The sequence below is a fragment of the Flavobacterium algicola genome (assembly GCF_022399565.1).
Classification (GTDB): Bacteria; Bacteroidota; Bacteroidia; order Flavobacteriales; family Flavobacteriaceae; genus Flavobacterium; species Flavobacterium algicola.
In genome coordinates this window covers 474,719-491,651 of record NZ_JAJTUT010000001.1, presented here as the reverse complement: position 1 = coordinate 491,651, position 16,933 = coordinate 474,719, and the positions used below count along the sequence as shown (strand labels likewise).

Genomic DNA, 16,933 nt, shown 5'->3' with positions numbered 1-16,933 from the left:
TTTTGTACTATACTTTATAATTTGATCTTCAATCCTCCATTGATTACAAAGCCATCTACAGGAGCAAAAATGTCTTTAAAAGTAGGATCTGTAATCGTACCTGTATAAATGCTACCAAACTTAGTTTGTCGTGTATCGGTTAGATTTTCGAAGTTTATAAAAATGGAGCAGTGTTCCCATAACTTCTCTATCATAAGACCACCCAACCAATACTGCTGTCCAGTAGTACCATCATTTAGTTTTTGAGGGCTGAAGTAGTATGCTTCTAAACCAATTTTTAACTTATCTTCAATCTCATACATCAAAACATTATTCAATCGGTGTTTGGCAACGAGTGGATACGTACTGCTTGTGCCGTCGTAATGCTCGTTTACATCTGCAAGTGTATAACCAATAAAAAGTTTGAAATCTTGGTAGGAAAATTTGATATTGGTTTCTATTCCCTTCGTATCGATATACCCCTCTGGTTGCTGAAATTCATAATTGTTGCTAGAATTTGCTACTAAAACTAATGGGTCATTTACTATGGTGTAAAAAAGTAAACTATTAATGCTAAGTGAAAGTTGGTCTGTTAAGTGTGTTTTGTAATTGATATCAAAGTTTGCTCCAATTGATTTTTCTGCATCGGTTGAAGCCGTTGCTATGGGTAATACATTTTGAAATTGAATTCGCTCGGCATCTTCGGTAAAAACAGTTGGCGTTTTATAACCAAGTCCTCCGCCCAGTCGGGTACTTAATTTGGGAGTAATCTGTAGTAAAGCAGAAATACGTGGCAACAGGAAAAAGCCGTATTCATTTTGATAATCGGCTCTTAAACCAGTTTCGATTGCGAGTTTATCGCTAGGGTTCCAAGTATTTTGAATAAAAGCTCCAACTGTTGTGTATTTGTAATCTACAGCATTTGTTGTAGCTATTTTATCTTGAGTAAATTGGTCTGTCCATAAATTTAGGCCACCAATCCATTCTGTTTTATCTGTATTGTAATTATAATCTGCCTCTACAAATGATGAAAGTTGCTTACCCGAAAAACTATAATCTGGTATAGAAATGTCACGGTCGTAAAAACTGAAACTATTTTTAAATGTGAATTTTGATTGCTCATTAATAATGTGATCAAAGCCCAATTGAGTACTAAAGCGGTTGGTGTTGTTTTTTTCGAAATACGAATGAACATCATCTCCGTTTCCTTTGATATACTCTATATCACCACCAGTGCGGCTTTCTACAGTACTATTAAATCCAATATTTAATGTCGATTTGTCATTAAAATAAAGGTACAATTTTGGGTTGACCGTAAAACGATTAAATTTTGGAATAGCTGTTAAACCTATATCTGCAGGGTCATAAGGAGTTCCTAGATTGTAAGATGCAAAAACTGTTGTTCCTACTTTGTCGAATTTTTGTGAATAAAATCCACTAGCATCAAGACCTAGCGCAGAAGTTCCATTTAAGATAAAGCTTAGCTCTCGCTCTTCTGTTGGTGTTTTTGAAACAAGATTGACAAGTCCCGCAATGGCGCCTCCACCATAAAGTGTAGAACTGGCACCTTTGATAACTTCAACTTGTTTTAAGTCTAATGGTGCAATTTGCATTAAACTCAAACCTCCAGAAAATCCTGAATACAAAGGGTATCCATCTCTAATGATTTGCGTGTATTTTCCATCCAGACCTTGTATACGGATAGAAGAATTGTAACTAGTTGCCGAAGTCTGTTGTGTTTGAATTCCGGTGCTTTCATTCAGTAGCATTCGAATGTCTCCTGGTTTCATATTTCCTTTTTCGTCCAGCTCTTCTCCTGCAATAGTCTCTATTCTCGTAGCATTGTTAGCAAACGTTCTGCTGCTTCGCGTTGAGGTAATTACCACATCGTCTAGCTCTTCGCCTTCGCTTTCGAGAAAAATAATTAGAGCATCGTTACTTTTACGCGGAAAATCAATTACCCCTACATAGGGTTCATAACCGACATAAGTAAAAATTAAGGTTTGTTGGCCATCGGGTATATTGGTAAGTTCGATATTTCCGCTTGCATCTGTAATGCCTCCAATATTGGAGTCTTTGACAGCAGCAGTAACGCCGATTAAAATTTGATTGGTTTCTTTGTTTTTTACAGTAGCTTTAAAACTGTTTTGTGCAAATAAAGCTGTGATGTTGCATAAAATAGCAAACAGCAAAATATTCTTTTTCATTATCGAAAATTTAGTTAATGTATATAGAAGTCCTATTGAGATAGTGAATACCTGCAATAAAAAGTTCATGTGTAAACATGAAAAAAAAGATAATTAACTAATTTTTGGTGGTTGCCAAATAGTATGATTGAATTGTGGCACTAGTTGCGGAACATAGCTTGAAACTGTTGCTGTCTCGAAAGGATCACTTATTACTTCTGAAATCCCAAAAGTAAAAGTTTGAAAAGTAAAACCTGTGCAAGTACCACAGTTGAAGAAAGGAGAACAAGTCCCATTACAGTTGTCATTGTGATCTGCTTGCTCCGTTGCTACTGTAGCGGATTCATCATCACAGTTGTCGTCAATACAACAAGTCTGGCCGGATAGGGCCAAAATAAAGACAGCTAGTAAAATGGATAATATTTTCACAGGACAAAGATAAGGTCTTATGTGGAATTTCTAAATTAACTTGAGGTTTATTTCTCTACAACTACTTTTAGAAAACAGAACCAAATTTGAAGTTATGGCAAAAAAAAAGAGAGAATTTAAATTTCTCTCTTTTTTTTTACAATGTATTGTCTGTTTTTACAAACCCACCCCTATTGTCTTTTCGAGCAATAGATTGGTTAACTATAATTTTTCCGATAATTACCAAATTGTAGAGTTCCCATAAGTTAGCATTGACTTGATAGTCTTCGGTAGCTTTTTTAACTTCAGATTCTAATTCTTCCAATTTTGTTTGAGCTATTTTTAAATCATGATCATTTCGTACGATACCTGCATTCTGACGCATTAGTAATTGTAATGCTTCTTTGGTTTCAGTTATGTAATTTACATCAATTCGAGACTTTTTATTATCACCCCAATCTTTAACTTCCCCTTCAAATTGTGATTCAGGAAATTCATTCTCACTCCAATAATCATAAATATTGTCAGAATAGACCAATGCTTCTAGTAAAGAATTGGATGCTAATCTATTAGCTCCGTGTAAGCCAGTTCGGGAACATTCACCACAAGCAAACAAATTTTCTACAGATGTTTTACCTGATTGATCTACAGCAATACCGCCGCAAATATAATGTTGAGCAGGAACTACAGGAATCCAATCTTTGGCTAGGTCAAAACCAACCATTTTACATCGGTTGTAAATCATTGGGAAATGCTTAATAAAAGCTTCCATGTCTAGATGTGTACAATCAAGGTACACACATTCATCACCGGTTTTGGCCAACTCTTTTTCGATACTTTGAGAAACGATGTCTCTAGAAGCAAGGTCACCTCTCACGTCATAATCTGGCATGAATAAATGACCATTTTTCGTGCGTAAATGGGCTCCAAAACCTCTCACAGCCTCTGATATTAAAAAAGAAGGACCAGTAGAATCAGTGTATAACGATGTAGGATGAAATTGAATAAACTCCATATCCCTTATTTCAGCGTTCACACGGTATGCCATTGCAATTCCGTCACCCGTAGCGATAACAGGGTTGGTAGTATGGCCGTATAGATGTCCGATTCCTCCCGTAGCTAAAACGGTAAAATCCGAACTAAAGGTGATGATATCTTTTGTTTTTTGATTAAGAACGTGGGCGCCCAAACAGCGGTTGTCTTTTGTAATTAAATCAATAGAAAAATGATGCGGAAGGACATCAATATTAGTTTTAAGTTGCACTTGGCTTAAAATCGCTCTTTCTATTTCTTTACCAGTTTGGTCTTTGTGATGTACGACTCTGTTTTCAGAATGTCCACCTTCTTTACCTAGATCCAGTGTACCCTCGATATTTTTATCAAACATTGCTCCCCATTCGATCAATTCCTTGAGTCGTTTTGGGCCTTCATTGATGACCATTTCTACTACTTCGGGGTCGCATAAACCGTCTCCGCATATTATAGTATCTTCGATGTGCTTGTTGTATGAATCTCCAATTTTATCGGTTACAATCGCAATACCGCCTTGAGCATATTTCGTATTGGATTCGTCCGCAGTAGCTTTGGTTACAATGGTAACTGTTTTCTCTGGAAACTGGTTGGCTATTTTTAAAGCTAAAGTTAGACCTGCTACTCCAGATCCTACAATTAAGTAATTGGTTTTGATCATTATTTAGATAATTCCAGCATTCGTTCAATAGGAATCAACGCTTTTGCAATGATATCTTCCGGAACAGTTACTTCTGGAGACTCATTCAATAAGCAGTTGTATAATTTTTGTAAAGTATTCATTTTCATGTACCCACATTCGCTACAAGCACAAGTGTTATCGTCCTTTGCTGGTGCAGGAATTAATATTTTATCAGGAACTTCTTGTTGCATTTTATGCAGTATTCCTGCTTCGGTTGCTACAATATATTTATGATTACTATCAGTTTTTACAAAGTCAATCATACCGGCTGTAGAACCAATATATTTTGCAGTCTGTAAAATATGAGTTTCAGACTCTGGGTGTGCTATAATTTTTGCATCAGGATGCTGTTTGTATAAATCCAATAATTTTTCTAATGAAAAGGCTTCGTGAACTACACATGATCCGTCCCATAGTAGCATCTCGCGACCTGTAACTTCCATGACGTATTTTCCCAAATTCTTGTCTGGAGCAAAGATAATTGGCTTGTCTTTCGGAATTGAATTAACAATTTTTACCGCATTTGATGAAGTTACTACTATATCAGTTAATGCTTTTACTTCTGCAGAACAGTTAACATAGGTTATAACTACATGATCTGGATGTGCATCGGTAAATTTTTTAAACTCATCAGGTGGGCAACCATCTGCAAGTGAGCAACCTGCTTTTGCATCTGGTAATATAACTTTTTTTGACGGATTCAAAATCTTGGCAGTTTCGGCCATAAAGTGTACTCCTGCAAAAACAATGATGTCAGCTTCAGCCTTGACAGCTTCTTGAGACAGTCCCAAACTATCCCCAACATAATCGGCTACATCTTGAATATCAGATTCTTGATAATAATGCGCTAAAATCACCGCATTTTTTTCTTTTTTCAAGGCTAATATTTTTTCTTTAAGATCTTTCATTCCTAATCAATTTTATTGTTTTTATGATTTGCTAAGGCAATTATAAATGAGTTACAAATATACACATAAATAGAAGTGTATTAAAGTACAAAATACAAAATTAAATGTGATTTTGTTGGATTTATCACGACTATTACACCTCAATTTTAAATATACTTGTTGAGAATAACACGATCAGATAATGATAATTCTTTATAATGTCATTTTTGTTTGAGGTACTTATTCAAAGGCGGGCTAATATACATTTTATTTTCGGTACCCGAGGAAAGTTTAAAGTGCTTATATTAACTAGAAATATTGTTCCATACAATCGATTTTTGAGTACTTTTAGACTGACATATAAACTTATATCTATTATTATGCAATCAGTCAAAATATCTTTTTTTTCTACACAGCCTTACGATAAATTATTTTTCGAAAAATACAATGCTGATTTTGGATTTGACCTTGATTTTATCGAAATGCAATTGAATTCTAAAACAATACAACTTGTCGAAAATAGTGATGTTGTATGCGTCTTTGTAAATGATATAGTCAATGCAGAAATAATTGAAGAATTAGCTCGAAAAAAAGTCAAGATTATAGCACTACGATGTGCGGGTTTTAATAATGTTGATTTAGATGCCGCCAAAAAAGCAGGTATCCGCGTTTGTAGAGTACCTTCTTATTCGCCCGAAGCTGTTGCTGAACATGCTATGGCAATGATATTAACTTTAAATCGCAAAACCCATAAAGCATATAATCGTGTAAGAGAGCAAAATTTTTCACTTAACGGATTGCTAGGTTTTGATGTGCACGGAAAAACTATCGGTGTCATTGGTACAGGTAATATCGGAAAAGCATTTGCTAAAATTGTCTTAGGTTTTGGATGTAAAGTACTTGCTTTTGATATAAATAAAGATGAAGATTTAGAAAAACTGGGCGTGCAATATGAATCCGTAGATACAATTTTTAAAAGTGCTGATATCATCTCGCTTCATTGTCCATTAAATGAAAAAACCAAGCATATCATTAATTCCGATTCTCTTTCGATCATGAAGAAGAATATCATGATAATAAATACTAGTAGAGGAGCTTTAATTAATACTCCTGACGTTATTGAAGATTTAAAAAAATCTAAAATTGGGTACCTAGGTATTGATGTTTATGAGCAGGAGGAAAAGTTGTTTTTTAAAGATCTTTCAGAAGATATAATTCAAGATGATGATATTCAACGTTTGATGAGTTTTCCAAATGTATTGGTAACAGCTCATCAAGCTTTTTTTACAAATGAAGCGCTTACTCAAATTGCATTAACAACTTTGAAAAATATTACTAATTTACTGGCACAAAAAGACCTGGAGAATAATGCTGCATTATTAAATTAAGAATTTACTCAAATGTAAAATACTGGAGGTTATTATATTTAGAAGTAATTCGAAAGTAAAAAAAAAAAGGGTTTGACTTAATGCTATAAGTCAAACCCCTTAACTTTAAAGAGATGTACGGTGTGAAAAATTCTTTTATTTTTTTATTTCACGTTCTTTTTTCGTCCCATCGCTATTTGTTCCTTTATCACTTTTTGAATGATGCTTACGCATTCCTCTGTGGTGCTGATCTTTTAATTTATTCCACTGAACGTATTGTTCTGAAGAAAGAATTTTTTTCATTTTTGCCTTCTTCGCAATCTGCTCATCTAGCATTTTAATTTTCATTTCAAACATTTGGTCAGAAGTCAACTTTTCTTTCTTGATTTTTCTTTCCGCTCGATGAGCTTCCATTTTCACACTTTCTTCTGCAATCATTTTGCTCATTTCTTTTTGTTGTGAGCTAGTCAAATCAAGTTCCAATGTCATCTTTTTTAACATTAATTGATTGCGCTGTTCTGTTGTGAATTTTTCCATTGGGTGCCCATCACGCTTTCCTTGTTTTTCGTGTTTTGCTTGTGCTAGACATGTTAAGCTCATAACAGCTATTAATGCCGTGGTAATCATCTTTTTCATCTTAGTGTTTTTTTGTTTTTATATAAGACCCTGACAAAACAGAATAGTTTAGTTGTTATGAATAATTTGTGAAATACTTCATTTCCAATAAAAAAACCAAACATTTTTAAAGTCACTGTGAATGCCTATGAATGAAGAGATAGTAAGGATAAAAACGCAGCGTTACAGTTAAATTTTGGCTTTTTTTAAGAAAAAGTAAAACCGTTTGTTCAAATCATTCGTAAATGAACGTATAACTAAAAATAATCGAAATGAAAAAAAATTCCATCAATCCAGGTTTTAAATCTATAGTAGGTTTAGTTCTAATGTCTTTTATTGCTGTATCATGTTCCGATGATAATAATAGTAACGATTCTGCTACCGCTGTAGCTCCAGATGTAAATTTTACTGCATTAGCAAGTAATAATACAATCTTGACATACAATGCAAAAAATTTGAAGACGGCTACATCAACAATGCCAATTGTTGGTTTGCCTGCTTCAGAGAATATAGTTAGTATCGATTACAGACCGGCTACAGGTCAATTATATGCGCTAGGATCTTCTAGCCGTATTTATTTTATAAACGAGAATAGTGGCTCGGCAACAGCATTAGGTACAGCAGCTTTTACTCCTGCTTTTGTTGGTAGTAATGCTTCGTTAGATTTCAATCCAACAGTAGACAGAGTGCGTTTGGTAACCGAGTCAGGTCAAAATCTAAGGTTGCATCCTGAATTAGGTACTGTTGTTGCAATTGATGGATCAATTAATGGAGGAAACAGTCCTAAAATCGGAGCTGTAGCATATACAAATAGTATTGCTGGTGCAACGACAACAATGTTATATGATATCGATTTTGCTGAGGATAAATTGTATTTGCAAACACCTCCAAACGATGGTGGTCTGCAGCTGGTAGGTAGCCTGGGTGTTAATTTTGAAGGTACAGGTGATATGGATATTTTACCAGATAACTCCCTTGCTTTGGCGGTAACAAATAACAACAGTATTTCTAGTTTGTTCACTATTGACTTAACAAGTGGTAAAGCAGTTAATGTTGGTACTTTTACAGCATCTGTAATTAGTATAGCTTTTAAAACTAATCCTGTTGCATATGCTGCCACGGCTTCCAATTTATTAGTGCGATTTAATCCAATGAATGGTGTGAGTAATACATCAACATTTACAGGATTAGCGGCAAATGAGACGATTGTAGGATTGGATTTTAGACCTGCAAATGGTGGTCTATATGCCATTTCTAATCAAAGTAGATTATTCTCTGTTAATACATCATCTGGTGCATTGACAGTGATTGGTTCAAGTATTGTTCCTGCATTATCAGGAACGTCTTTTGGATTTGATTTTAATCCAACAGTAGATAGAATTAGACTGGTAAGTAATACGGGTCAAAACTTGCGCCTACACCCAGACTTGGGCACTGTAGCTGCAATTGATGGAAATTTAAATCCAGGTACGCCATTTGTAAGCGGTGCTGCCTATGCAAATAATATTGCAGGAGCAACAACTACAACATTATTTGTGTTGGATTCTCAATCTGATATATTATTTCGTCAAGACCCACCAAATAATGGTACACTAGTTTCACTAGGTAACTTGGGAGTAAATATCGAAGCCGACAATGGTTTTGATATTGGAGGAAACAGCAATATAGCTTATGCATTATTAAAAGTTGGTAGTGTAAATTCAATTTATACCATTAATATCAGCACAGGAGCTGCAACCAAAGTTACTGATGTAGCTATTCAAGCTACCGCTATGGCAGTTGGTCTAGGTTTTTAAGGTTTACTGGTTTTGCACGATGAAAAGCCGTCTCTTGTTGAGACGGCTTTTTTTTTTTCGTCATTCACCTTTTACTATTTAAAGTCAATAGTATTGATGCCTATTAGAGTATATAGTTAAGTCTGTAATTCATTATTGTAAAGTGAAATTTCGGAAACTTTAAATTAATTTCGATTCAAATAGAACTTTGAATTTAATAAATAAAAGAAATTCCTTCGTACAATTCCTTTCTAGTTTTTGCAAATTAATTTTTTGAATTATTTCGTCGAGATTTCTATGATTGTATGCTAATCCAATAATATCAAATTAAACTACTATAATTAGACAGAAGAAATAGTTTTTACATATAAAACTTAAATTCTGTTATAAGTACTATTCTTTTTTAATCAGTTCTCATTTTGAATAGATAGCAATACCATTTTGTGAGCTGTACTTTTAATTTACAAAATTTATTTTCTTTAAATCTATTATAAAATATTCTTTCTCACTATCCTCATCATACATAACCTTTATCTCAGTATCAGAAATAAATGTTATAACTTTATTACAGCCTGTAAAGCAGCTTTCAACTTGAATAGGGAAGTATACGTGTTTACGCTTATCATATCCTAAAACATTTCCCCGAAAAAAAGTGACCACTTTATAAAATTTATTCTCTATAATATCTTGATTATTTCGATCACCTGTAAAATCAAAAAGGTTTTCCTTATAGTGCATAGAATATATTGTATCATTTACACCGGAGTAACCATTCGCCATATCATTGGTCGTATTATTATCGATATACCATTTTGAGTCATAATTTTTATAATACGAAATATCTAATTCCTTTTTTGAAGGATGGTATATAAGTTTGCTTTTGTTAGCTAATTCGTATAGAGATTTTTTTATTTCAGGTTTTGCATCTAGTTCTTTATTTGAAATTAGTTCACCATCAACACAATCTTCACATTTAGATGCTCTTACAGATCCTGAACCGCTGCAAAAAAGTGTATATACTTTAAAATTTTCGATAGCAACCATATAAAAAGTAACATTTTTTCCAGTAATCGCTGTCCCTTGATATTCTTCCTTTAGCGCCAGGGATAGATATTCTTTGCCTCCTATGTTCTTTTTACCAAGGCTAGCAGAATCTATGTGAGTAGAGATATATTCGTTGCTAAGTAAAGTATCTTTTTTAGAAAGAATAAATTTTTCATTACTCTTTAAGTATTTAGAAATGATAATAAAATTGGTATCGGCAACAAGTAGATATTTGTCATATTCACTCGATTGGTATGCGGAAATCCGAATCTCTTCAGTCTTGTCATCATTTAAAATACGGAACAATGTTGTCAAAGTTTTATCGTTGATTTTTGTTTTAACGATATCCTTTTTACTATTAGCTGCCTTTTGTTTTATAGCTTTATTTTGCTGCGTTTTCTTCTCACATGAATAAAGTGCAATAGACAATAAAATAGTGATAATAAATAATTGTTTCATTTCTTGGTATATGATAATTTAATACCAAATATACTGTTTTATACTACAAAGTGATGATTGTACAAATTAAGAACTGGAGTAGTACAACGTTTTTAATTCTTAATAGCCAGTAATAAGTTGAGATTTAATGATGAATCTTACGGGCAATTAAGCTGATAGCTCAATAGCTGCACTTTAATGTGTCTGTTTCTAGCTAATAAACAGATTGATCTGGGGTATTATCAAAATTTAAAGAACAAATAAAAAGCCCTCAAAAGTTTTGAACTTTTGAGGGCTGATAAATTATGTAAGTGCAATTATTACCCTTTCAATCTACAAGCTTTTACATCTCCTTCAACAACCACTTCGGTCATTCCAAGAGAAGAAAGGTTTTTCATGGCTTTGTCCCATTTTTTACCGCTTAATTCTGATCTTATCTTTAGTGAACCAAATTCCATTTGGTTATCATTCGCTTGCAAAATAGCAACGATTGTTTTCTCGTCCGCTTCTAGCTCCACGGTGATTTGCTTTTTCTCTGGTCTCATTTGAGGAAAAAACAATACTTCTTGAATCGATGCATTATTTGTCAAAAACATCATCAAACGGTCCATTCCTATTCCTAATCCAGAGGTAGGTGGCATTCCGTATTCTAATGCTCTCAAGAAATCTTCGTCAATAATTCCTGTTGCTTCATCATCTCCTTTTTCAGCCAAACGCATTTGATCTTCAAAACGCGCTCTTTGATCAATTGGGTCATTTAGTTCAGAGTACGCATTGGCTACTTCTTTACCGCAAACCATCAATTCAAAACGCTCCGTTAATTCAGGATTGTCACGGTGCTCTTTACAAAGTGGTGACATTTCTTTTGGGTAATCTGTAATGAATGTTGGCTGAATGTAATTTCCTTCGCATTTTGCGCCAAAAATTTCATCAATCAATTTTCCTTTACCCATTGTAGCATCTACTTCGATACCCATTCCTTTTGCTGCTTCAAAAAGTTCTGCTTCTGTTTTACCAGAGATATCAAAACCTGTAAAATGCTTGATAGAATCAGTCATTGTTACACGAGCATAAGGGGCTCTAAAGTTGATTTTATGTTCCCCAAAAGTAGCTTCACTAGTTCCGTTTACACCAATAGCGCAATGTTCTAATAGGTTTTCGGTGAATTCCATCATCCAGTTGTAGTCTTTATAGGCTACATATATTTCCATTGCGGTAAATTCAGGATTGTGTGTTCTATCCATTCCTTCATTACGGAAGTTTTTAGAAAATTCATACACTCCATCAAATCCACCTACAATTAATCTTTTTAAGTACAACTCATTTGCAATACGCATGTACAATGGCATATCAAGTGAGTTATGGTGTGTAATAAACGGACGCGCCGCCGCACCACCAGGAATCGATTGCAAAACCGGAGTTTCAACTTCTAGATATCCTGCATCATTAAAGAAAGAACGCATCGAGTTGAACAATTTTGTTCTCTTGATAAAAGTTTCTTTTACGTTTTGGTTTACTGTCAAATCTACATAACGCATTCTATAACGCAATTCGGCATCATTGAAAGCATCGTGCACTTTTCCGTCCTCATCTACTTTTGGTAAGGGTAGTGGGCGTAATGTTTTACTCAAAAATGTAAATCCATCCACGCGTATGCACTGCGCACCAACTTTTGTAGTAAACAATTCTCCTTCAATACCTATAAAATCACCTAGATCGGTTAATTTTTTGAATACTTGATTGTATAACGTTTTGTCATCGCCAACGCACAAGACATCGCGATTAACATATAATTGAATACGGCCTTCACTATCTTGCAACTCAGCAAAACAAGCTTTACCTTGGTCACGTACACTCATCAAACGTCCAGCAACAATAACCTTCTTGCCTTCCTCAAATGATTCTTTTACTTGCTTCGAAGTATGATTTACAGGAAAAAGATTCGCAGGATAAGGATTGATTCCTAAGTTGCGTAGGGCTTGAAGTTTTTCTCTTCGAATGATTTCTTGTTCTGATAGTGCCATTTTATTCTATTTTTAAGAGCGCAAAGATAGTTTTTAAGTCGCAAAGTTGCAAAATCCTCAACTTATAAAGTGAAGTCCTAATTGTTTATTTTTCAAGGAGCAGAATATTTCTGATTTTAAAGACAACCTCTCCCGTTATTCGCTATATCTTTTTAGCCTTTAATAGGCAAAAAAGGATGTCGCTTCTACCGGGGCTAAACTAGTATATTTTGTTTTTCAGTTAAAAGCATAGAGTAAATTAATGTTTCATATCCCACAATGTCATACAATATCGTTTTAAATTTTCTGTTTGTTCCAAAATGTTAGATTTAACGATTTGTGGCTACTCTTGTAAGTTATTCTTTTATTATATTTGATGAAATTTACAACCAAATAACCTCTAAGTTTCTGGTAGTGAATCAAACTAACGACTATACCAAAATTATTTTCAATGAAAAATTTTCATCTATTACTTGTATGTATCTGCTTTTCGATATGCTCAAATGCGCAAAGCAACAAAAAAGTCAAGGTAGCAAACCTTGCGGAATTTAATTTGGCGGTAAAAAACGCTAAACCAGGAACAACTATAACATTGGCCAATGGTGTCTGGAAAAATACAGAACTAGTTTTTGAAGGCAAGGGAACAAAGGATCAACCCATAACACTTAATGTAGAAGAAAAAGGTAAAGTTACCTTAGAAGGGAAATCCAATCTTCAAATGGCTGGAGAGTATTTGCATGTAGAAGGATTGGTTTTTAAGAATGGATACACGCCAACCAATGCGGTAATTTCTTTTCGAAAAAACAGAAACGAAATGCTAAACAATTCTCGTTTGACTGAATGTGTAATTGATAACTTCAATAATCCAGAACGTCAAATGCAAGATTACTGGATCACTATTTACGGAAAAAATAACCGTATCGACCACAATCATATCATAGGAAAAAAGAATTTGGGTGTTACGATGATTGTAGGCTTAGATACAAAAGAGAGTGTCGAAAATAATCATAAAATAGACCACAATTATTTTGGTCCACGACCAACTTATGGGAATAATGGTGGAGAAACATTACGTATTGGTACTAGTCATAGTTCATTGGAAAATTCTAAAACTCTAGTAGAGTCGAATTACTTTGATAGAACCAACGGAGAACATGAAATTATTTCGAACAAATCTTGTCAAAACGTATTTAAGTACAATGTCTTTTTTGAGTGTACAGGAACCTTGACTATGCGCCATGGTAATGAAACTATGGTTGACGGAAATGTATTTATCGGAAACGGAAAACCAAGTACTGGCGGAGTTCGTGTAATAAATGAAACCCAAACGGTTATTAATAATTACCACATTGGACTAACTGGTTCTCGTTTTAGAGGGGCATTTGTAATGATGAATGGTGTTCCAAATTCAACACCAAATCGTTACGTTCCAGTGATTAATTCTAAGGTAAACAATAATACTTTTATCAATTGTGACAATATCGTATTGTGTGCGGGTAGCGACGCCGAAAGAAGTCAGGCTCCTAGGAATTCTGAACTATCAGGAAATATCTTTTATAATGACCATAAAACAGATCTTTTTACAATAGATGATGACATCAGTGGTATTAAGTTTCAAAATAATATTCTTGGAGAAAATTTAAAAACAACAATTCCTTCAGGTTTTAAAAATGCAAAAATTAATTTAGTAAAGAACAAGCAAGGATTTTTAATTCCAGAATCGAAAGCCATTAAAACCAAAGTAGTGATAAGTCCAAATATTGCAACTAAAGAAAATACAGGTGTTTCATGGTATTCAAAAAAAGATAGAACTATAGCCTTAAACTCTGGAAAAACAATCAAAGTCCCTGCTGGAATCAATACATTGTATGACGCAGCAGTTAATTCCAAAGCTGGAGATATTCTAGAATTAGAAAATGGTGGAGAATATTTATTGACTAAAGCGGTTGAAATTACGCATCCTCTAACCTTCAAAACGGTTGGGAAAGACAAAGCGACGATTTTATTTGAACTAATGATGGCTTTTGAAATTCAAGACGGAGGAAGTTTATCGCTAGAAAATATTATTTTTGATGGTGATAAATCACCAGATTATGCGGGTAATTCAGCTATAAGTACCAGTAAAAATGCCATGCTTGAGAACTATAAACTATTTATAGAGAACTGTACTTTTACCAATTTTATAGTAAACCATTCTTTTGATGTGCTACGAGTTTCAAAAGGAACTTTTGCAGACACTATTAGCATTCAAAACTCTACTTTTAAAAATATTACGGGCCATATAGCGGCATTAGATACAGAGACAGATGATATCGGAGCTTACAATGTTGAATATTTGATTATGAAAAACAACAGCATTACCGATTTGCAAGGTGCAGCGCTGCGTTTGTATAGAGGTGGTCAAGATGAAAGTACTTTTGGACCATTTTTAGAAATGGATCATAATGTTTTTGACCACGTTGGTTATGGCTCAAAGAACAAATACAAAGCGGCAGTGTCTTTGTATGGTGTTCAAGTAATTGATATAAAGAATAATATTTTCAACAATGCCAAAGCGGTAGAAATGCATTTGGTAGTAGGGGAGCCGGCAGTAAATATTATAAATAATGATTTCTATAAAACAGATAAGCTAGTTGTAACTGGTGATCAAAAATATAACATTGAAAATTCGCTGGAAATAAATCCTAATTTTAAAGAAGGTACTCATCAGTTAATGGATACTTCAGGCTTGAAAGGAAAAGCAACTGATGGAACAGATATTGGCACCGTGGCAAAGTAGTCATTGTGCAGGATGTCATTACTTTGTAATGAAAGGGTAAATATAAAAAGTCGGAAAGCTGTAGTACGTTTTCCGACTTTTTTGTTGCCAATGTAATAGTTTGTTTTCAAAAATTGAAAAGTAATACGACACTTTCAAAAAAAGTGAATCGCTTGAAGTATCTTCCTCTTATTTGTGGACTTTGCAAAATGTCATCAAAATTCTTCTATATTTGAATTTGATAGAAATTACTAGCACAAATTTTTCATGGCTATTGACGCTGCTACTTTTAAAGAAATGTACGAACAGTACAAATCACTCGTGTATAACGTGGCGCTTAGTTATGTGCAAAATGCAGAAGATGCCGAGGAAATTACTCAAGATGTATTTATCCAATTGCATCAGTCACTAGATACCTTTAAAAACCAATCCTCTTTAAAAACTTGGATTTATCGGATTGCAATTAACAAGAGTTTGGATTTATTAAAGCATAAGAAAAGTCAGAAACGTTTTTTTATCTTCGGAAAACGTTCAGAAAATGAATATGAACTTCAGAATGTTTCAGATTTTGAACATCCTGGTATTCTTTTAGAAAATAAAGAAAAATCTAAATTGCTTTTTAAAACGATAAATGAATTAAGTGAGAATCAGAAAACAGTATTTATATTATCAAAAATAGACGGTTTAAGTAATCCAGAAATTTCAGTAATTATGGAAGTGACAATTTCATCTGTTGAGTCCTTGCTTTTTCGAGCCAAAGACAATCTAAAGAAAAAATTAGGTAATAAATTTGATGAGTACCGCAAGAAATAGAAAATAATGTAGTCTAAGATAATACTACAGTACTAATAAACAAAATCATGCTCAGTCGAGATTTTGTAGAAATGGAGAATGTTGAATATGAAATTTAGGAATATGGAAAGAGATAAATGGATAAACGAAGTAATAGACAGTACGAATCAAATCGTAAAAGTCACGCCTGATGATGGCCTGTATTTCAAAATACAAAATAAGTTAAATGTTAAGAAAAATGTAGCTAGAGAATGGGTTTGGCTTGCTGCAGCTTCAATTGTTATTTTGGCAAGTATTAATGCCAAAGTAATGTATAAAGGATTAGAGGCGCAAGAAGAATTAGAAGAGACAGTGCTTTTAGCATCGTTTTCAGACTCTAATCAATTTTATTTAAGATAATTATGAGTAAAGTAAAGATATTAACTATTTCAGTACTGGTACTGGTTATTCTCAATTTAGGAATGATCGCTTTTTGTAGAATTATAAAACAAAAAGAATTTGGTGGCCGTGATGGTGGCCCGAAACAAATGATTATTGAGAAATTGCATTTTAATGATCAACAAAAAGAAGCCTTAAATGCTCTGGTTGTAGTTCATAAAAGTAACATAGATGCAATAGAACAAGATATTAGAGGAGCCAAAGAGAATTTATTTGCACAGTTACTAGAACCACAAGTTAATCAAAAGGTTAAGGATAGTTTGGTACGCGTACTGGGTGATAGCCAGATAAAAATAGAGAAAGAGCACTTTGATCATTTTCAAAAGATCCATTCTATTTGCAATACACCAGAACAAAAGGAAGACTTTCGAGCCTTAGTAAAAGAACTAGGAAAGATTTTCTCAAAGCGCAGGATGCAAAATAAAGCGGCAAATAAAGTTGCTAATTAAGAATCTTCATATACTATTAATTACTGAATTTGAATATTTTAGGTCTATTAATCGACCATCTAATAAAATTATCTAGATCAAAA

The 16,933-nt window shown here is 33.8% G+C and carries 13 protein-coding genes; 6 read left to right on the top strand and 7 right to left on the bottom strand.

Features of this window, described 5'->3' with window-relative positions:
- Positions 1-14 precede the first annotated feature (14 nt).
- The 4 genes from LXH21_RS02125 to nadA form a co-directional block, all read right to left on the bottom strand.
- Positions 15-2,186, bottom strand: coding sequence for a TonB-dependent receptor (locus tag LXH21_RS02125; protein WP_239862337.1), 2,172 nt, complete (start codon positions 2,184-2,186; stop codon positions 15-17).
- 93 nt (positions 2,187-2,279) lie between these two features.
- On the bottom strand, positions 2,280-2,594 hold the full coding sequence (locus tag LXH21_RS02120) for a DUF6660 family protein (protein WP_239862335.1): 315 nt from the start codon (positions 2,592-2,594) through the stop codon (positions 2,280-2,282).
- 136 nt (positions 2,595-2,730) lie between these two features.
- Positions 2,731-4,263, bottom strand: coding sequence for an L-aspartate oxidase (gene nadB / locus LXH21_RS02115; protein ID WP_239862333.1), 1,533 nt, complete (start codon positions 4,261-4,263; stop codon positions 2,731-2,733).
- Positions 4,263-5,192 (bottom strand): quinolinate synthase NadA, encoded by a 930-nt coding sequence (gene nadA / locus LXH21_RS02110; protein WP_239862331.1) that lies wholly within the window; start codon positions 5,190-5,192, stop codon positions 4,263-4,265. Before nadA ends, nadB begins: the two co-directional genes overlap by 1 nt.
- Before the next feature lie 359 nt (positions 5,193-5,551).
- Here nadA and LXH21_RS02105 point away from each other — a divergent pair, with 359 nt between their 5' ends.
- Positions 5,552-6,559 (top strand): 2-hydroxyacid dehydrogenase, encoded by a 1,008-nt coding sequence (locus tag LXH21_RS02105; protein WP_239862329.1) that lies wholly within the window; start codon positions 5,552-5,554, stop codon positions 6,557-6,559.
- Positions 6,560-6,694: 135 nt separating this feature from the next.
- On the opposite strand, the gene LXH21_RS02100 is transcribed toward LXH21_RS02105, so the two are convergent.
- Positions 6,695-7,174: a hypothetical protein gene (locus tag LXH21_RS02100; protein WP_239862327.1), complete on the bottom strand. Its 480-nt coding sequence runs from the start codon at positions 7,172-7,174 to the stop codon at positions 6,695-6,697.
- Between the two features lie 251 nt (positions 7,175-7,425).
- Here LXH21_RS02100 and LXH21_RS02095 point away from each other — a divergent pair, with 251 nt between their 5' ends.
- Positions 7,426-8,949 (top strand): DUF4394 domain-containing protein, encoded by a 1,524-nt coding sequence (locus LXH21_RS02095; RefSeq protein WP_239862325.1) that lies wholly within the window; start codon positions 7,426-7,428, stop codon positions 8,947-8,949.
- 435 nt (positions 8,950-9,384) lie between these two features.
- On the opposite strand, the gene LXH21_RS02090 is transcribed toward LXH21_RS02095, so the two are convergent.
- Positions 9,385-10,431, bottom strand: a complete 1,047-nt coding sequence (locus LXH21_RS02090; RefSeq protein ID WP_239862323.1) for a hypothetical protein — start codon at positions 10,429-10,431, stop codon at positions 9,385-9,387.
- Between the two features lie 299 nt (positions 10,432-10,730).
- Complete coding sequence (gene lysS / locus LXH21_RS02085) at positions 10,731-12,434, bottom strand: lysine--tRNA ligase (protein ID WP_239862322.1); 1,704 nt, start codon at positions 12,432-12,434, stop codon at positions 10,731-10,733.
- Positions 12,435-12,864: 430 nt separating this feature from the next.
- Between lysS and LXH21_RS02080 the strand changes: the two genes are divergently transcribed.
- From LXH21_RS02080 to LXH21_RS02065, 4 genes are all read left to right on the top strand, one after another.
- Positions 12,865-15,192 carry a chondroitinase-B domain-containing protein gene (locus tag LXH21_RS02080; RefSeq protein ID WP_239862321.1) on the top strand — a complete coding sequence of 776 codons (2,328 nt, stop codon included), beginning with the start codon at positions 12,865-12,867 and terminating at the stop codon, positions 15,190-15,192.
- A 246-nt stretch (positions 15,193-15,438) separates the two neighbouring features.
- The gene (locus LXH21_RS02075; RefSeq protein ID WP_239862319.1) at positions 15,439-15,984 is read left to right on the top strand and encodes an RNA polymerase sigma factor; all 546 of its coding nucleotides are present in this window, start codon (positions 15,439-15,441) and stop codon (positions 15,982-15,984) included.
- 102 nt (positions 15,985-16,086) lie between these two features.
- On the top strand, positions 16,087-16,362 hold the full coding sequence (locus LXH21_RS02070; RefSeq protein ID WP_239862317.1) for a hypothetical protein: 276 nt from the start codon (positions 16,087-16,089) through the stop codon (positions 16,360-16,362).
- A 2-nt stretch (positions 16,363-16,364) separates the two neighbouring features.
- Positions 16,365-16,850, top strand: coding sequence for a Spy/CpxP family protein refolding chaperone (locus LXH21_RS02065; protein WP_239862315.1), 486 nt, complete (start codon positions 16,365-16,367; stop codon positions 16,848-16,850).
- Positions 16,851-16,933 lie beyond the last annotated feature (83 nt).